At 50.7% G+C, this 14,032-nt stretch carries 15 protein-coding genes; 2 read left to right on the top strand and 13 right to left on the bottom strand.

The genetic code is table 11. The features are described 5' to 3' along the window. Positions 1-407 precede the first annotated feature (407 nt). Positions 408-1,271 (top strand): hypothetical protein, encoded by an 864-nt coding sequence (locus B7992_RS10630; RefSeq protein WP_073155484.1) that lies wholly within the window; start codon positions 408-410, stop codon positions 1,269-1,271. Positions 1,272-1,550: 279 nt separating this feature from the next. On the opposite strand, the gene B7992_RS10625 is transcribed toward B7992_RS10630, so the two are convergent. Continuing rightward, the gene (locus tag B7992_RS10625) at positions 1,551-3,062 is read right to left on the bottom strand and encodes a radical SAM protein (protein WP_073155481.1); all 1,512 of its coding nucleotides are present in this window, start codon (positions 3,060-3,062) and stop codon (positions 1,551-1,553) included. A 78-nt stretch (positions 3,063-3,140) separates the two neighbouring features. Between B7992_RS10625 and B7992_RS10620 the strand changes: the two genes are divergently transcribed. Continuing rightward, entirely contained in the window at positions 3,141-3,758 is a 618-nt protein-coding gene (locus B7992_RS10620; RefSeq protein ID WP_088666255.1) for a toxin-antitoxin system YwqK family antitoxin, read from the top strand. Between the two features lie 30 nt (positions 3,759-3,788). On the opposite strand, the gene B7992_RS10615 is transcribed toward B7992_RS10620, so the two are convergent. The 12 genes from B7992_RS10615 to B7992_RS10565 all read right to left on the bottom strand — a co-directional run bounded on the left by B7992_RS10615 (position 3,789) and on the right by B7992_RS10565 (position 13,980). Next, positions 3,789-4,622: a metallophosphoesterase gene (locus tag B7992_RS10615; protein ID WP_073233461.1), complete on the bottom strand. Its 834-nt coding sequence runs from the start codon at positions 4,620-4,622 to the stop codon at positions 3,789-3,791. Beyond that, positions 4,619-5,338 carry a pseudouridine synthase gene (locus tag B7992_RS10610; protein WP_073233459.1) on the bottom strand — a complete coding sequence of 240 codons (720 nt, stop codon included), beginning with the start codon at positions 5,336-5,338 and terminating at the stop codon, positions 4,619-4,621. Before B7992_RS10610 ends, B7992_RS10615 begins: the two co-directional genes overlap by 4 nt. 27 nt (positions 5,339-5,365) lie before the next feature. Beyond that, entirely contained in the window at positions 5,366-6,559 is a 1,194-nt protein-coding gene (locus B7992_RS10605) for a phosphatase (RefSeq protein ID WP_254917683.1), read from the bottom strand. Positions 6,560-6,572: 13 nt separating this feature from the next. Then, entirely contained in the window at positions 6,573-6,998 is a 426-nt protein-coding gene (locus tag B7992_RS10600) for a hypothetical protein (RefSeq protein WP_073233457.1), read from the bottom strand. Between the two features lie 84 nt (positions 6,999-7,082). Then, positions 7,083-7,337 (bottom strand): hypothetical protein, encoded by a 255-nt coding sequence (locus B7992_RS16710; RefSeq protein WP_176421919.1) that lies wholly within the window; start codon positions 7,335-7,337, stop codon positions 7,083-7,085. A 374-nt stretch (positions 7,338-7,711) separates the two neighbouring features. After that, complete coding sequence (locus B7992_RS10590; protein WP_073233455.1) at positions 7,712-10,012, bottom strand: NADP-dependent malic enzyme; 2,301 nt, start codon at positions 10,010-10,012, stop codon at positions 7,712-7,714. A gap of 107 nt (positions 10,013-10,119) precedes the next feature. Next, positions 10,120-10,287: a hypothetical protein gene (locus tag B7992_RS16705; RefSeq protein WP_158236558.1), complete on the bottom strand. Its 168-nt coding sequence runs from the start codon at positions 10,285-10,287 to the stop codon at positions 10,120-10,122. Positions 10,288-10,389: 102 nt separating this feature from the next. Further along, entirely contained in the window at positions 10,390-10,695 is a 306-nt protein-coding gene (locus B7992_RS10585; protein WP_073155467.1) for an HU family DNA-binding protein, read from the bottom strand. A gap of 118 nt (positions 10,696-10,813) precedes the next feature. Further along, entirely contained in the window at positions 10,814-11,941 is a 1,128-nt protein-coding gene (locus B7992_RS10580; protein WP_073155465.1) for an AI-2E family transporter, read from the bottom strand. Between the two features lie 11 nt (positions 11,942-11,952). Beyond that, complete coding sequence (locus B7992_RS10575) at positions 11,953-12,720, bottom strand: hypothetical protein (protein ID WP_073233451.1); 768 nt, start codon at positions 12,718-12,720, stop codon at positions 11,953-11,955. Beyond that, positions 12,713-13,435, bottom strand: a complete 723-nt coding sequence (locus tag B7992_RS10570) for a hypothetical protein (RefSeq protein ID WP_073283231.1) — start codon at positions 13,433-13,435, stop codon at positions 12,713-12,715. Before B7992_RS10570 ends, B7992_RS10575 begins: the two co-directional genes overlap by 8 nt. 29 nt (positions 13,436-13,464) lie before the next feature. Further along, a complete protein-coding gene (locus B7992_RS10565; protein WP_101478675.1) occupies positions 13,465-13,980 on the bottom strand; it encodes a hypothetical protein in 516 nt (171 codons plus the stop codon). Positions 13,981-14,032: the final 52 nt, after the last annotated feature.

The raw sequence follows: 14,032 nt of genomic DNA, 5'->3' as shown, positions 1-14,032 counted from the left end.
AAAAAAGGCGGTGGAAATTGACTAAATCAGGTCTTTTCCACCGCCTTTTTATTATGTTATATTAAATCACACCACAAAAATCAACCGTTCGCCAACCATATTGGGTGATTTAAGGACAAAATCACGTTCCAAAACACCTCTGCACCCCCTATTCTCGCCGCCAACCACAAACAAAATAAAGAAAAGGCAGTGGAAACCTCGCTAAAATAGCCGTTTCCACCGCCTTTTTTGCACACAGTCCAAGCTTTTCGCGCAGCCGCGCCTTATTTTCTATATTTTCATTCGCATTATTATACATTCCCTATCTGATTACTCAGATTTTTTATTATATCGTCCCCCTAAATTTTCGCTACAACCAGACTTTAGAATTCTGGTTTTCATCAAAAGCGTCATAACAAAGGATTATCATGGAAAATGTATTAATACATTTGTCCAAAGACAGTGTGCTGTCTTCACTTCAGAAAAGAGTTGAAGAACTTGACTCCGCAATAAGACAACTCGGGATTTGTTTAAAAAATTCTCCAACAGAAAAACTCAAGGTTTCACCACACAATGGAACATATCAGTATTATCTCATATCCTCAGAAACCGGTAAAAAAGGAAAATTCATTTCAAAAAAAGAATGGAACATTGCAGAACGAATCGCCCAACGCGATTACGATACCAAACTACTAGAGCAATTAATCAACCAACGAACGGCATTACAGACATGCATCGCTACATATCACCCAGAAATTGCTGAAACTTTTTGGTCTGAACAACATCCAGGACGTCAAAAGCTAACACAACCCAGAATCATTTCTGATGATGAATACGCCAATGAATGGCAACTTAAAGAATTCTGCGGTCGTCCTTTTGACAAGACGGATCATGAGCTAAAAACTGCTAGAGGTGAACGGGTCCGATCCAAGTCAGAAGTCATCATCGCAAACGCCCTAGATCATTTCAATGTGCCATATCGATATGAATTCCCGCATAAGTTGAAAATCACCCAACAATCTATCAAAGGAAAGTACAATTCAAAACGCATCAATATCTTTCCGGACTTCACCTGCCTCAACAAAAAAACTCGAAAAGAAATCATATGGGAACACTTCGGGTTAATTGATGACAGCTCCTATGCACAGACAATGGCCTTGAAGCTAGAGGAATATCAGCAGAATGGTTTCTTCCTTGGAGATAATTTCATCATGACCACAGAAACCAGTGAACATCCCTTAAGTTATGAAACCGTTGAAAAGCTTATCCGGCGATATCTATGCGAATCGTGAGATTGTAAGACGTTTTACCGCAAAAAAGGCGGTGGAAATTGACTAAATCAGGTCTTTTCCACCGCCTTTTTATTATGTTATATTAAATCACACCACAAAAATCAACCGTTCGCCAACCATATTGGGTGATTTAAGGACAAAATCACGTTCCAAAACACCTCTGCACCCCCTATTCTCGCCGCCAACCACAAACAAAATAAAGAAAAGGCAGTGGAAACCTCGCTAAAATAGCCGTTTCCACCGCCTTTTTCCCACTCAAATTTCAACTTTTCGTGGAATCTACTGCTTGATCGTAGGGGCTTGTCTTGCCACGGGGGCCAGTTCGCCGTGCTTGCGGAACAGGTGTTTGACCAGGGTGTTGAAGCCGCGGAACACGCGATAGCGTTCACGGGGATTCTTGATGGCCATGATGCCCTGACGCAGGATGTAGCTGGGGCGCAGGTAGAACTCGCGGCGAGCCTTGTCGCAGAAGTCCACCAGAGCCTGGCTGGTCAGTTCACCACGCTGGATGGTAGTACGGTGGAAGCCGTCCTTGTCCAACCACTGGTTGTAATCCTTGGTCTGCAAGGCGCCACTTTCCAGAGCTTCCTTGTAGGCTTCGGTGCCGGGGTATGCCATGATCGGGTAGAACTGAGCCGTATTGGGATTCAACTTCTTGGCGTAGTCCAGAGTCATGCGGAGAGTCTGGGGAGTATCGCCGGGGTTACCCACCATAAAGCAACCGTGAACCAGGAGACCAGCCTTGCGGGCGTTCTTGGTGAACTCGATAGCCTTGTCGGTATTCTTGATACCCTTGCGGATATTCTGGAGAACTTCGGGAGATGCGCTTTCGAAGCCGACGCACATTTCACGGCCGCCAGCCTTTTTCATCAGCTTAAGCAATTCCAGGGGAACGTCTGCACGGGCATTGCAGCTCCAGGTAATCTTGAGACCGCGTTCCAGAATCAGGTTGCAGATGTCGCGAACATGCTGGTGGTTAGCGGTAAAGGTATCGTCTTCAAAGAAGACTTCACCCAGATCTTCAAAATTTTCCTTGATGTACTGCAGTTCGTCCACCACATCCTTGGGGTCGCGCATACGGAACACATGACCGTTCAGAGTCTGGGGGATAACGCAGTAGCTACAGCGGTTGGGGCAACCACGACCGCTCAAGATAACAATCAGCGGGTTCAGGTTGGCGCCGTAGAAATACTTCTTGTAGCAGCTGTAAAGGTACTTGCGATAGACCTTGGAAACCCAGGGCAGTTCGTTCAAGTTTTCAATCTTGGGGCCTTCGGGCTGGAAGTCGGTAGTTCCGTCTTCCTTGCGGTAGGCAAGACCTGCAATCTGACCTACAGGGGCAGCACCTTCGTCACCACGGAGGGCACGGGCAAGATTGCGGCAGGTGTAGTCTGCTTCGCCAATAACCACATAGTCAAGGCTGGGTTCCATTTCCAGGGATTCCAGAGGTTCTGCGGTGGCGTGGGTACCCATGATGGCAACCTTGGCACCAGGCATAGCTTCCTTGATGGCATGAACTACCTTAAGATCATTTAAAATACTGGGGGTACTGGTGCTGCAAATAACCAGCTCCGGGGCAAACTTCTTCATGCCTTCCAGAGTCTGTTGCAGATCAAGTTCCATGGCGGGGCTGTCGATGAGCTGGATTTCGTTTCCGTCGGCTTCTGCGGTGCCGGCGGCATAGCTCAGGAACATGGGCCAATAGAGAGTACTAGACTTCGTTACACACGGGCTGCGAGATTCGCGGCTGAACATGGGGTGGAACGGAGGATTTAAAAAAGTAATACGCATAAGCCTTCGCAAAATACAAAAATATAGCGGTATTAGCTACATTTTAAGTAATTGATAAGGGTTTTTCTTGTGTACAGAATGAAATATTTGATCCTCTTAACATTAATGCTGACTTTTAACGAGGCAATCGCCCAGGATTCGCCTTCTAACCCCGAAGTCAGTACCGTTCTGGACACAATCCGCGAAGCCTATCCCGACGGCTCCCCCTCCAGAATCTACACCGTGCAGCACGGCACCACAATCCGCCAAGGCACGGCCATCAGCTACCACCCCAACGGCAAAGTGGCCGTAGAAGCACCCTATGTAGACGGCAAACTGGACGGTGTATTCCACAGCTATTTTGAAAACGGTAAAACCTGGCAGACCATCGGTTACCGAAAAGGCATCGAAGAGGGCATCACTACCACCTACTTTGAAAACGGTTTCAAGAAGAGCAAGGAAGTCTACCGCAGCGGCATCCTTCATGGTGACGTAGAAGAATATTACGAAAGCGGTAAGCTTCGCAGGCGCCTCCCCTACATTTTAGGACAGCTCCACGGTACCGCCAAGGTGTTTGACGAACTGGGGGCAGTCACCGAAGAGATGACCTTTGAAAAAGGTTTAAGGCACGGCCCCTACCGCAAATTCAACAAGGGCATCAAAACCTTCGAAGCAAAGTTTGCAAACAACCGCTGCGTAGAAAACTGCGACTTCTAATCCAGTCTAATACCCGCTCTAAAATTCGGCCTAGTATCCGGCCCACTCGGCTGCAATGCTGGGGCTTGATTCGCGGAGTTTCTTCGCCTCGGGGGAATCGTCGGCAACGGCGATATCGCCGCTGGCAATACGTTCCTTAATATCGGTAAAAGTCTTGGGGCGTTCCGCCTCGGGCAACTTGTCGCCAGGCACCATGCAAGGGGCATCAATGGCGGTCTTCGCCTTGTCCTTAACCGGAGAATACTCGCGGGCGGCAGGAACCACATAGAACTTGTCTTCTTCGGGGCACCAGGCAGTTAGCTTCTTGCCATAGACGCATCCAGAATCTAGGCCCACAAAACCGGGGCGACGATCCACGAAACCCATCTTGGCCCAATGTCCAAACACAACCGTCTTGTGCCAATTCACTTGTTCGAACCAGGGAATATCATTCCAGTAGCGGACAGAAAGAATAACCTTGGGATCCATATCTTCGAGGCGGGACTTGCCCGGTTCAAGACCGGCATGTACCAGCAAGGCATGAGGCGTATCGCGCCACAGGGGCCAAGTCTTCACCTCGTCAAGGATGTAGCGCCAGTCCTCAAGAGGGAGGCGGGAAAAACGGGCGCGCTGTTTTTCGGTCCATTCGCTTTCGTCGGTTGCCATCATGCGGATCAGATGTTCCTCGTGATTACCGCGAACCGTCAGAATCCCATTTTTCTGGATAAACTTGAGAGCCCTCAACATATCGGGTCCCTTGTTGATAATATCGCCGGTCTGGTACAGCGTATCCTTACCGCGGACAAAACCGAAGGCATCTACAATGCGTTCCAGTTCATCGGCGCAGCCATGGACATCCCCGATGTAGAGTGTGCGGGAACTCATACGTGAACTGCCTGACGGACCTTGTTCATTTCGTCGGCGGTCAGTTCGCGGAACTCGCCTGCAGGCAAGTCGCCCAGCTGAAGGCGGCAATAGCTAACGCGCTTCAAGTCGCGGATTTCATAACCCACGGCGCGCATCATACGACGGATTTCGCGGTTCTTGCCTTCAATAAGCACCAGTTCCACAAAACCCTTTTCCAGATAGACATCCGTTGCGAAAGCGATTTCTTCAACGTCGGAATCTTCATCGCGAATATCCACGCCATCTACCAGGCGCTGGGCGGCATGATCGCTGAGGGGGCGATCCGTCCACACGAAATAGCTGCGGGGCACTTCAAAACTGGGATGAGTCAGACGATGGAGCAGTTCACCATCATCGGTAAAAAGCAGCAGGCCGCGGCTCTGCAAGTCCAGTCGACCCACATACTTCAAGGACTGGTAAGCCGGCGGCAAATAGTCGTAAACGGTGCGGCGACCCTGAGGATCGTCCTTGGTGCAAACGCAACCGGCCGGCTTATGGAACATGATGGTGGTGGTCTTCTTGGGAAGCTTGGCAACCTTGCCATCCACCAGGACCTGGTCCACATTTTCATCGATCTGATGACCCAAATCGTCAATGACCTGACCATTCACTTCTACACGGCCATCGGCAATGAGAGCATCTGCAGCACGGCGGCTGGCAATTCCACAAAGAGAAATAAACTTGTTTATACGCATAACGAGAAATCAGTGAATAGTGAACGGTTAACTGTTATTCTTCTTCAGCCAGGGAGGTGTACGCTTGGCCTTGGGTTTTTGTTCTGGTTCTACTTCGGGCGGGTACAGCAAACCGAACCTAAGTCCCGCAGTACTGATGCGGAAACTTTCAACGCGGAGTTTTTCAAGCAGGGACTTCAGCCAGAACAAACCGCAAATGATAATGTCATGACGACCGTTTTCGAGGCCCGGCAACATGGCGCGCAGTTCCTTGGACAGGTTGCTGATACGGGTCGTTACCGCATCCAGATCGCTAATGGAAAGTTCCAGTCCTTCGATAGCCTTGTAGTCGAACACCTGCTTGTTCAGGAACACCATGGCCAGGGCAAGGCCCGTCCCACCAATCAGGTAAACAGGCTTCTTGGTCATACCCTTGAAGCTTACGTCCTTGAAGGCTTCCTTCACAAACTTCTTGTACTCGGGTCCGGGAATGGGGCCCATCTCCTTGAACATCTTCAAGGCGCCCACCGGAATAGAGAAAGCCGTTTCGCCGTTGGACAGTTCCGTCGAACCGCCACCGATATCGATGGTCACCAGATCCTTGCCGTGCCATTCACGGACAGAACGGAAGGTGAGCTTGGCTTCTTCTTCGCCAGAAATAATGCGGGGGCGAACCCAGATCGCCTTTTCGACGGCAGCGATCACTTCTTCGGAGTTGCTGGCCTTGCGCATAGCCTCGGTCATGACAACAGCCTGCAGGTCTGCACCCAAGGCATGCAAGTCCATACGGAACTTGGTCATGATGGAAACCAGTTCAGCGATTTTCTTTTCGCTAATGGGGCGCTTGCCCTCTTCATCTTCGGCATCGCCGTCGTAGACATCGTCGCCCAGGCGACATACTTCAATTTTCTGGAGCTTTGGGACAAGAATCTTGCGAGGCGCAGTTGATGCGGCAGGTTCACTGGGGGCAGCCGGTTCGCTGACGTCAGGTTCGCTGACGGGTTCGGCGGCAGCAGAGTCTGCAGTTTCGGCAGATTCGGCGGAGGCTGCGGATTCCCCATGTTCAGACGATTCAGCGGATTCATTAGCGGCAGATTCACTGGACTCGGCAGACTCAACGGCCTCTCCAGCCATTCCGCCAGCCATTTCGGCGACCTGCGCGGGAGCCTCTTCAAAAGCAGCAATCAGCATGATGCAGCTATGGCTTCCTATATCCACTGTAGCTAAAAGCTTGTTTTTCATGACAATCTCGACGCTAACCGTTCTGTTCTGATTCGGCTACACGGCCATCGGCGGGAGTTTCGGCAGAGGCGGCGGGCGCAGAGTCAGCAGCATTGGCGGCTTCGGCAGCCTTGGCTTCAGCCTCTTCGGCCTTCTTCTTGAAGCCAGCCTTGATCTTTTCGGCAAGGGCGGCGGGATTCGTCAAAAATTCCTTTGCGGAAGCAATAGCCTCTTCCACAGTCCATTCAGAATACTTGCCCACCCAACTGGCCACCAGGTCGCCGGATTCGGAACCAAGTTCCTTTCCCTGGCGAAGTTCCTGACCCATCTTAAGGGCCAGAAGCAAACCCAATTCAAAAGGACGGGGTTCGGACTTTCCTTCCAAAAGCTTTTCTACACGGGAAATGCGTTCCTCGTAAGGAACACCCTCAAACTCAGCAAGATCTTTCTCTGAAATCATAGGGATAAAGATAGAAAAATGCGTTCATACAAAAAGGGCCCTGGAACACGTCCAGGGTCCATAACAAGGAGGTAAATACAACGATTACTTCTTCTTGGAAGCCTTCTTTGCAGCGGGCTTGGCAGCAGCCTTCTTGGCGACCGGCTTTGCAGCGGGCTTGGCAGCAGCCTTCTTGGCGGCCGGCTTTGCAGCGGGCTTGGCAGCAGCCTTCTTGGCGGCCGGCTTGGCAGCTGGCTTAGCAGCTGCCTTCTTGGCGGCCGGCTTTGCAGCGGGCTTGGCAGCAGCCTTCTTGGCGGCGGCCTTCGGAGCAGACTTTGCAATTACAGTTTTTGTAGCCATTTTTTCCTTCCTTATGGTGAGTTATTGTGAATTTATTGTTTATAAAATAAATTCCAATCCACAAATAATCAACACTTATTTAAACAAATTTTGTAAAAAAGTATTTCAGGCGACATTCATCACATTTTTTTATAAAAAATCAGCATAAACTATCGGCGTTAAAAAAAAAAAAAGAGCTGCACCTTCTAGGTACAGCCCTTAAATTTTCGAGGCGTTTCAAACAACGACGGCGACGAACTTATCAATAACGAACTTGTCAGCGACAAATTCGCCGCACCACCTCAGATTACTTCTTCAGTACGCTACGAGCCTTGTCGAGACGTTGCACTCTTACGAGTGCTAGGCTGTCGGCTCGGCAATAAAATAGGCTACGCCTATTTTGCTGCACTCGCCTTATCAAGCCTTTCCTGAACGATAGCGTCGATAACGGCAGCAACGGTCAGGTTGAAGATGTCGTGGACAGAAGCTTCGGAGTCGGTGAAGTGAACCGGCTTCTTCAAGCCCATCTGTACAGGACCGATGGATTCGCCAACGCCCATTTCCAGGAGCATTCTGTAGGTGGTGTTTGCAGAAGAGAGGCAGGGGAAGATGAGGGTATTCACGTCCTGGCCCTTAATGGTATTGAAGGGGAACTTCTTGTCGCGGAGTTCCTTGTTCAAGGCCACGTTCACCTGCATTTCGCCATCCACGGCGTAGTCCGGATACTGTTCGTGAAGGATCTTCACGGCATCACGGACGCTACCAGCGGTACCCAGGCTTGCGTTCTTGTCGGCACCGAAGTTACCGTAGCTGAGCATAGCCATCACCGGTTCATGAGCAAAGAACTTCACTGCGTCGTGAGTGAGCTTTGCAATGTCCACCAGAGTTTCGGTATCCGGGTCGCGGTTCACCAGAGTATCTGCCAGGAAGAAAGTACCCTTCTTGGTAGAGAGAATGTGCAGAGCGCCGAAGTGCTTGTAATCTTCGCGGATACCGATCATCTTCTTGGCCAGACCGATGTTGGTAGCGAAGGAGCTGTTGGAACCGGAAATCAGAGCGTCTGCGTCACCGGTCTTCACCATCATCATACCGAAGTGGTTGTGTTCCGGCATTTCGTAGGCGGCCTTTTCGAAGGTTTCGCCGTTACGGCCATTTTCGGCAGCATAGATTTCGGCGTACTTCTGACGGCGAGCAAATTCTTCCGGAGAACGGGGGTTCACAATTTCGATACCGGTAACATCCAGCTTTTCAGAAGCGGCCAGTTCCTTGATGCGTTCCGGGTTGCCCAACAGGATGGGGAATGCGATTCCTTCGTCCTTGGCCTGGATTGCAGCCTTGATCATGTTGACGCTGAGGCCTTCGGTGAATACCACGCGCTTGGGGTTGGAACGAGCCATGTTTTCGTATTCACGAATCAGCTTGTTGTCGTAACCCATCATGTCGCGGAGGCTATCGGCGTAGGCATCCCAGTCGGTAATGGGCTTGCGGGCCACGCCACTTTCGATAGCGGCTTTGGCAACGGCGATAGAAACGTCGGTCAACAGGCGCGGATCCAGCGGCTTGGGAATGATGTACTTGGGACCGAAGCTGAAGCGTTCGGAGTTGTAGGCAATGTTCACTACATCGGGCACCGGCTTGCGGGCAAGAGCGGCAATGGCGCGGACGGCGGCATGCTTCATGTGTTCGTTGATGGCAGTGGCGCGAACGTCCAGAGCACCGCGGAAGATGTAGGGGAAACCGATAACGTTATTCACCTGGTTGGGATAGTCGGAACGGCCAGTAGCGAAGATGATGTCTTCACGGGCGCTGACGGCTACATCGTAGGAAACTTCCGGAGTGGGGTTTGCAAGGGCAAACACGATAGGCTTGCTTGCCATGGACTGGATCATTTCCTTGGTGAGGATGTTGGGCTTGGAAAGGCCAAGGAACATGTCTGCACCCTTGATGGCTTCTTCCAGAGTCTTGACGTCGGTACGATCGGTAGCAAAGAATTCCTTTTCAGGAGTGAGCTTGCCGCGACCCTTGTAGATAACGCCCTTGGAGTCCAGCATGACCACGTTTTCTTTCTTGACGCCCAGGGAGAGGTACAGCTTGGTGCAAGCCACAGCAGCAGCACCGGCACCATTCACCACCAGCTTGATTTTGTCGATTTCCTTGCCGGCGATTTCGAGAGCGTTAACGAGAGCGGCACTGGAAATAATGGCGGTACCGTGCTGGTCATCGTGCATCACGGGGATGTCCAGTTCCTTCTTCAGGGTTTCTTCGATTTCGAAGCATTCCGGAGCCTTGATGTCTTCCAGGTTGATGCCGCCAAATGTGGGAGCGATACCCTTAACGATTTCGATGAACTTCTTCGGATCCTTTTCGTTCACTTCGATGTCGAAAACGTCGACACCTGCGTAGATCTTGAACAGAAGGCCCTTACCTTCCATCACAGGCTTGCCGGCCATGGCACCAATATCGCCCAGGCCAAGAACGGCGGTACCGTTAGAAATAACAGCGACCAGGTTGCCCTTACCGGTATAGTCGTAAGCGGTTTCCGGGTTCTTTTCAATTTCGAGACAGGGAACTGCTACGCCCGGGGTGTATGCCAGGCCAAGGTCGGTCTGAGTGCTATGGGGCTTGGTCGGAACAACTTCAATCTTACCCGGCTTGCCGTTAGCATGGTATGCAAGTGCCTTTTCTTCGAAGGTCATCTTTTACTCCTTGAGAGCCTGTGCAACAGATCCATTCAGCTAGATCACCCTTTAGGCTCAATTTTCGGCGCGCAAGATAGAAATTTTCACAAAATTTGTAAAGTTTTTTATTCAGCAGTTTCGCCGTTCAAATCCTCAATTCCGGTAGAGCAATTCTCGGAGCTAGGATCCAGAAGGCATTCGTCTTCTTCTTCGGCATTAGCGGAGCCACCGCAGGCAGAGAAAGCGGCAACAATAGAGAGCAACAGGAACAGACCCAGGAATTTACGTTTCATAAGAACCTCTTCTAATTCAATAACAGTCAACAAAATACAAAAAAAATGCCAGGCTGAAAGCCAGGCATTTTCAAAAGCTCTAAATCAAGCCAGCAAGAAGGATTACTTCTTCTTGGAGTTCTTCTTAGCAGCAGCGGTAGCCTTGAGGCCAGCACCAACCTTGAAGGAAACAGTCTTGGAAGCCTTGATCTTGATGGTAGCGCCAGTCTGCGGATTGCGACCGGTACGTGCTGCACGTTCCTTAACCTGGAAGGTACCGAAACCGATCAGCTGAACGAGACCGTCCTTCTTGATACCAGCGGTGATACCGTCGAGCACAGCGTCAACAGCGCGGCCAGCAGCAGCCTTGGATTCAATGCCAGCTTCCTTGTTGGCGAGAATTGCTTCGATGAGATCTTGCTTGTTCATTATATAACTCCTTGAGTTAGGTTGAGAATTTTTATGCGTATATTATACCTTTTTTTTGAAGCTCTGCGAGAGATTTTTCAAAAAGTTTTCAAAAAATTTTCACAAAACCCCAATAAAATCAAGCCTTCGGCGCCGTTTCGTCCCCGCGATCCACGATTTCATCGGCCTTGCGCTGGATTTTCTCCACGTAGACCAGGCACAGACAGGTAAAGGGAATGGCCACGATCAGCCCCAGGAATCCAAGCAACTTGCCCCAGATCGAAAGGGAAAGAAGGATTCCCACCGGCGGCAAATCCATCGAGGAACCTACGATTTTCGGCACCAGGAAAAAGTCCTGAATCACCTGCACCACGGCGTAGACCACCAGCACGATAATCGCCACTTCCCAGAAAGGCATGCCCGTATCCAGGGCGTAAACCACAGCCAACAGCAAGGCCACGGGAATGGTGGTCAGCTGCAGGTAGGGCACCATGTTCAAGGCTCCCGAAAAAAGTCCAAAAGCCACGCCCATTGGAAGTCCCACAATGCTGAATCCAATAGCGTAAAGCACACCAACACTCAAGGCCACCAGGGACTGGGCGCGGAAATAGTTACCCATGAAGCGGTCCATTTCCTTGCCCACGGAACTGGCCGTATGCTTGAACCTGGAAGGCAAAACGCTCACCGCCGCACGACGCAGCTTAGGCATATCCAGCATGATAAACACCAGGTACATGATTACCGCAATCACGCCAGAAATTCCCAGGAAGATGCTGGAGGTCTTCGAAAGCACACCCCAGGCGCCGGGCAAGATCTTTCCGGCCGCAGACTGCACTGCATTCCAGAAATCCAATGTCTTCATGGCATCGGCCACCTGGTCCCAGGAAATCAGGGAACGGGCAGTCCTCCACATATCAGCAGGCACGAAAGCCGTTAGACGACTACTCCAGGCAGAGTCACTGAACATGCGCGGGATCAGTTCCCCCAGGTGCCGCACTTCGTTCACCACCATCGGAATAAAGATCCACAGGGCTCCGGTTATAAGAAGCAACGCCACCAGCAGCACAATGATTACGGCCACGATACGATGTTTTACCTTTGTCTGCAATTTACAGACCAGCGGGTCCAGAATATATGCCATAAGGAAGGCGGCAAAGAACGGAGACAGCACCCCACTCAGGTAGTTCAAGACCCACAGGAGCGCCACCGCCCCGAGCACCATGATCAAAAACCGCATAATGCGGTCCAGCGTCCAGATTTTCGTCATTTTTCTTCTTCCTAGTTTTTGGAAGTACGGGCCACGGGCTTGCGAACAGAGAGGTACACGGAAAGTGCAAAACCAATAAGGGCGAGACCGAGGGCCAGGTACATCAAACTTTTAAAGGGGCGATTCTCGCCCCACAGACGGATGGAGCGCAGAATGATTTCGTCAGGAATTCCGCGGAGGGTTCCTTCCCCATTATAGACTTCAAACAAAACGCCACGTTGCATATAACGTAAGCCATCATCTTCTTCAAGCCCCAGACCAGCCAACCACCACTCGGGCACCTTGAAATCAGACAAGGCGATACGGGCTTCCTGGTCAGCCTTCGCCGGAACAGGCACCGAGGCCACCAGCGGACGATAGCTGGCATAGGACCCCTGACGGCTGTACACCGGGTCGTTGTTCATAAAGCGGAACGAAACCTTGGCCATTCTCCCTGTTTCAACCAAGACAGCCATGGAATCAAAACGGGTAAAGTCAAAGAAATCCGCAGCAGGGCGATTATCTACCGAAAGCAAGTTCAGCCCCATACCCGCATAAGGGTAAGCCATGCCCGAACGGATATTCACCCGGGCGCTAACCACAGAATCTGTACGAGAAAGTTCAGATGTTGAAAATCCGCCTACCACGCCATCGGTCAAGGCATAAACTTCGTGATGTCCCGTAGGGAACAGCACCATGTGATTTTCGTGGAACTTTCCAAAAACAAAAATCCAAGCTACCAGGAACACCACCAGGCAGCCTACGGAAACAAGAACTTTCTTGAGGGCAGACTTAGTCATGATGTACCGAATGCTTGCGGCCCACAGCCACGATGGTCAAGACCAGCATAATGAACAGCACTCCGCCAAATACCTTGTTGCTCAGACCTTTGGCCTCGATCTTGTAAATCTTCAGGGAGAACGGCTTGCCATGGGGCTGGTTCCAGCCCGGAGCGATTTCAAGACGCACCATGGCCTCCTGATGACGGTCCACCAGAGAAGTATCCACGCGATTGTCGCTATACCAGAATTCGGGAGTGTAGAACTGATCCATGGGAATGGAAACACGCTGACGTCCCTGGACCAGAGGAAGTTCCTTCATGAGCAGACGGTAAGTCCTGGCCACATTGGTATCAGTAACCTCGGGATCGAAGGCCCACAACTTCAGCAGAATTTCAGAAGTGCCTTCGGCCTCCAGGTCAACGATAACGGAGTCTACAAAACTCCAGTCGCGATTGGCAAAACCAGCCTCATCCTTTTTGCGCAAGTCAAAAAGGATGCCGCACCAGCCGCCCTTTTCAGATTCGCCCAGGGCGCAGGTAAAGCGAATGCTGGATTCATCCGCTTCGGAAGAAACTACAGAGGCACCACCATCCGACCTATCATCATAAACAACGACAGAACCCTGGCATTCAAAGGGGAAAACACCATCTATAAAAAATCGTATGGGCAAATTGAAATACGCCACCAAGGTTGCGGCAGCAATTATCGCAAGAATGAAGCAAGTCTTTTTCATTATGCACCAAACAGCATTAGATTTTTCGGTTAGGTCTCATCAGGATCCACAACCGGCTTGATATGAAGATTGTACTGTACCAGGTCCAACGGATCTTCGTCGGGCAGCTTTTCACCAAAAAGCTTATCCACCACATTAAATAATGCCCGGATAAAGAAGAAGTGGTGTTTCCCTTCTTTCTGGGGAGTCTGGAACTTGAATTCCAAAGTTCTCTTTAAAAGTTGGACGGTCTGGGAAGGGGGCAAGTGGAACATCTTGCAACAATTGGTCACGTAGCCGTCAAATCCATAGTCGGGAACCTTGCCCCGTTCCAGCGGTTCACCATGATCAATGCACTTGGGATTTTCGATTACCGGATCCTGGACGTTTTTCTTGAGGAGCGCGTCTAACCACAGTTCGCGGGACTTGTCAGTCAGTTCGCCGCGAAAGGCCATGGTCTGGTCGCAAGGGAAAAAGGTGGAACAGCACTTGGGGCAAATACGAAGATCCAAGTGGCGGAATTTAATTTCGGCTACCTGGGAATTACAAAAGGGGCAATTACTCATGTTATGCAATATAAAAAATGAACAAAGAACATTGCCCGAAAAAAGCGTTCCC

It is taken from the genome of Fibrobacter sp. UWH1, assembly GCF_002210365.1.
Taxonomy (GTDB): domain Bacteria; phylum Fibrobacterota; class Fibrobacteria; order Fibrobacterales; family Fibrobacteraceae; genus Fibrobacter.
The sequence above is the reverse complement of the archived record's forward strand: the minus strand, read 5'-3'. Positions and strand labels throughout refer to the sequence as shown.

What these genes read in the sequence shown, in the direction of transcription:
- B7992_RS10630 (WP_073155484.1), top strand. Translation starts at nt 408, where the DNA reads ATGGAAAATGTATTAATACATTTGTCCAAAGACAGTGTGCTGTCTTCA.
- B7992_RS10625 (WP_073155481.1), bottom strand. Translation starts at nt 3,062, where the DNA reads ATGCGTATTACTTTTTTAAATCCTCCGTTCCACCCCATGTTCAGCCGC.
- B7992_RS10620 (WP_088666255.1), top strand. Translation starts at nt 3,141, where the DNA reads ATGAAATATTTGATCCTCTTAACATTAATGCTGACTTTTAACGAGGCA.
- B7992_RS10615 (WP_073233461.1), bottom strand. Translation starts at nt 4,622, where the DNA reads ATGAGTTCCCGCACACTCTACATCGGGGATGTCCATGGCTGCGCCGAT.
- B7992_RS10610 (WP_073233459.1), bottom strand. Translation starts at nt 5,338, where the DNA reads ATGCGTATAAACAAGTTTATTTCTCTTTGTGGAATTGCCAGCCGCCGT.
- B7992_RS10605 (WP_254917683.1), bottom strand. Translation starts at nt 6,559, where the DNA reads ATGAAAAACAAGCTTTTAGCTACAGTGGATATAGGAAGCCATAGCTGC.
- B7992_RS10600 (WP_073233457.1), bottom strand. Translation starts at nt 6,998, where the DNA reads ATGATTTCAGAGAAAGATCTTGCTGAGTTTGAGGGTGTTCCTTACGAG.
- B7992_RS16710 (WP_176421919.1), bottom strand. Translation starts at nt 7,337, where the DNA reads ATGGCTACAAAAACTGTAATTGCAAAGTCTGCTCCGAAGGCCGCCGCC.
- B7992_RS10590 (WP_073233455.1), bottom strand. Translation starts at nt 10,012, where the DNA reads ATGACCTTCGAAGAAAAGGCACTTGCATACCATGCTAACGGCAAGCCG.
- B7992_RS16705 (WP_158236558.1), bottom strand. Translation starts at nt 10,287, where the DNA reads ATGAAACGTAAATTCCTGGGTCTGTTCCTGTTGCTCTCTATTGTTGCC.
- B7992_RS10585 (WP_073155467.1), bottom strand. Translation starts at nt 10,695, where the DNA reads ATGAACAAGCAAGATCTCATCGAAGCAATTCTCGCCAACAAGGAAGCT.
- B7992_RS10580 (WP_073155465.1), bottom strand. Translation starts at nt 11,941, where the DNA reads ATGACGAAAATCTGGACGCTGGACCGCATTATGCGGTTTTTGATCATG.
- B7992_RS10575 (WP_073233451.1), bottom strand. Translation starts at nt 12,720, where the DNA reads ATGACTAAGTCTGCCCTCAAGAAAGTTCTTGTTTCCGTAGGCTGCCTG.
- B7992_RS10570 (WP_073283231.1), bottom strand. Translation starts at nt 13,435, where the DNA reads ATGAAAAAGACTTGCTTCATTCTTGCGATAATTGCTGCCGCAACCTTG.
- B7992_RS10565 (WP_101478675.1), bottom strand. Translation starts at nt 13,980, where the DNA reads ATGAGTAATTGCCCCTTTTGTAATTCCCAGGTAGCCGAAATTAAATTC.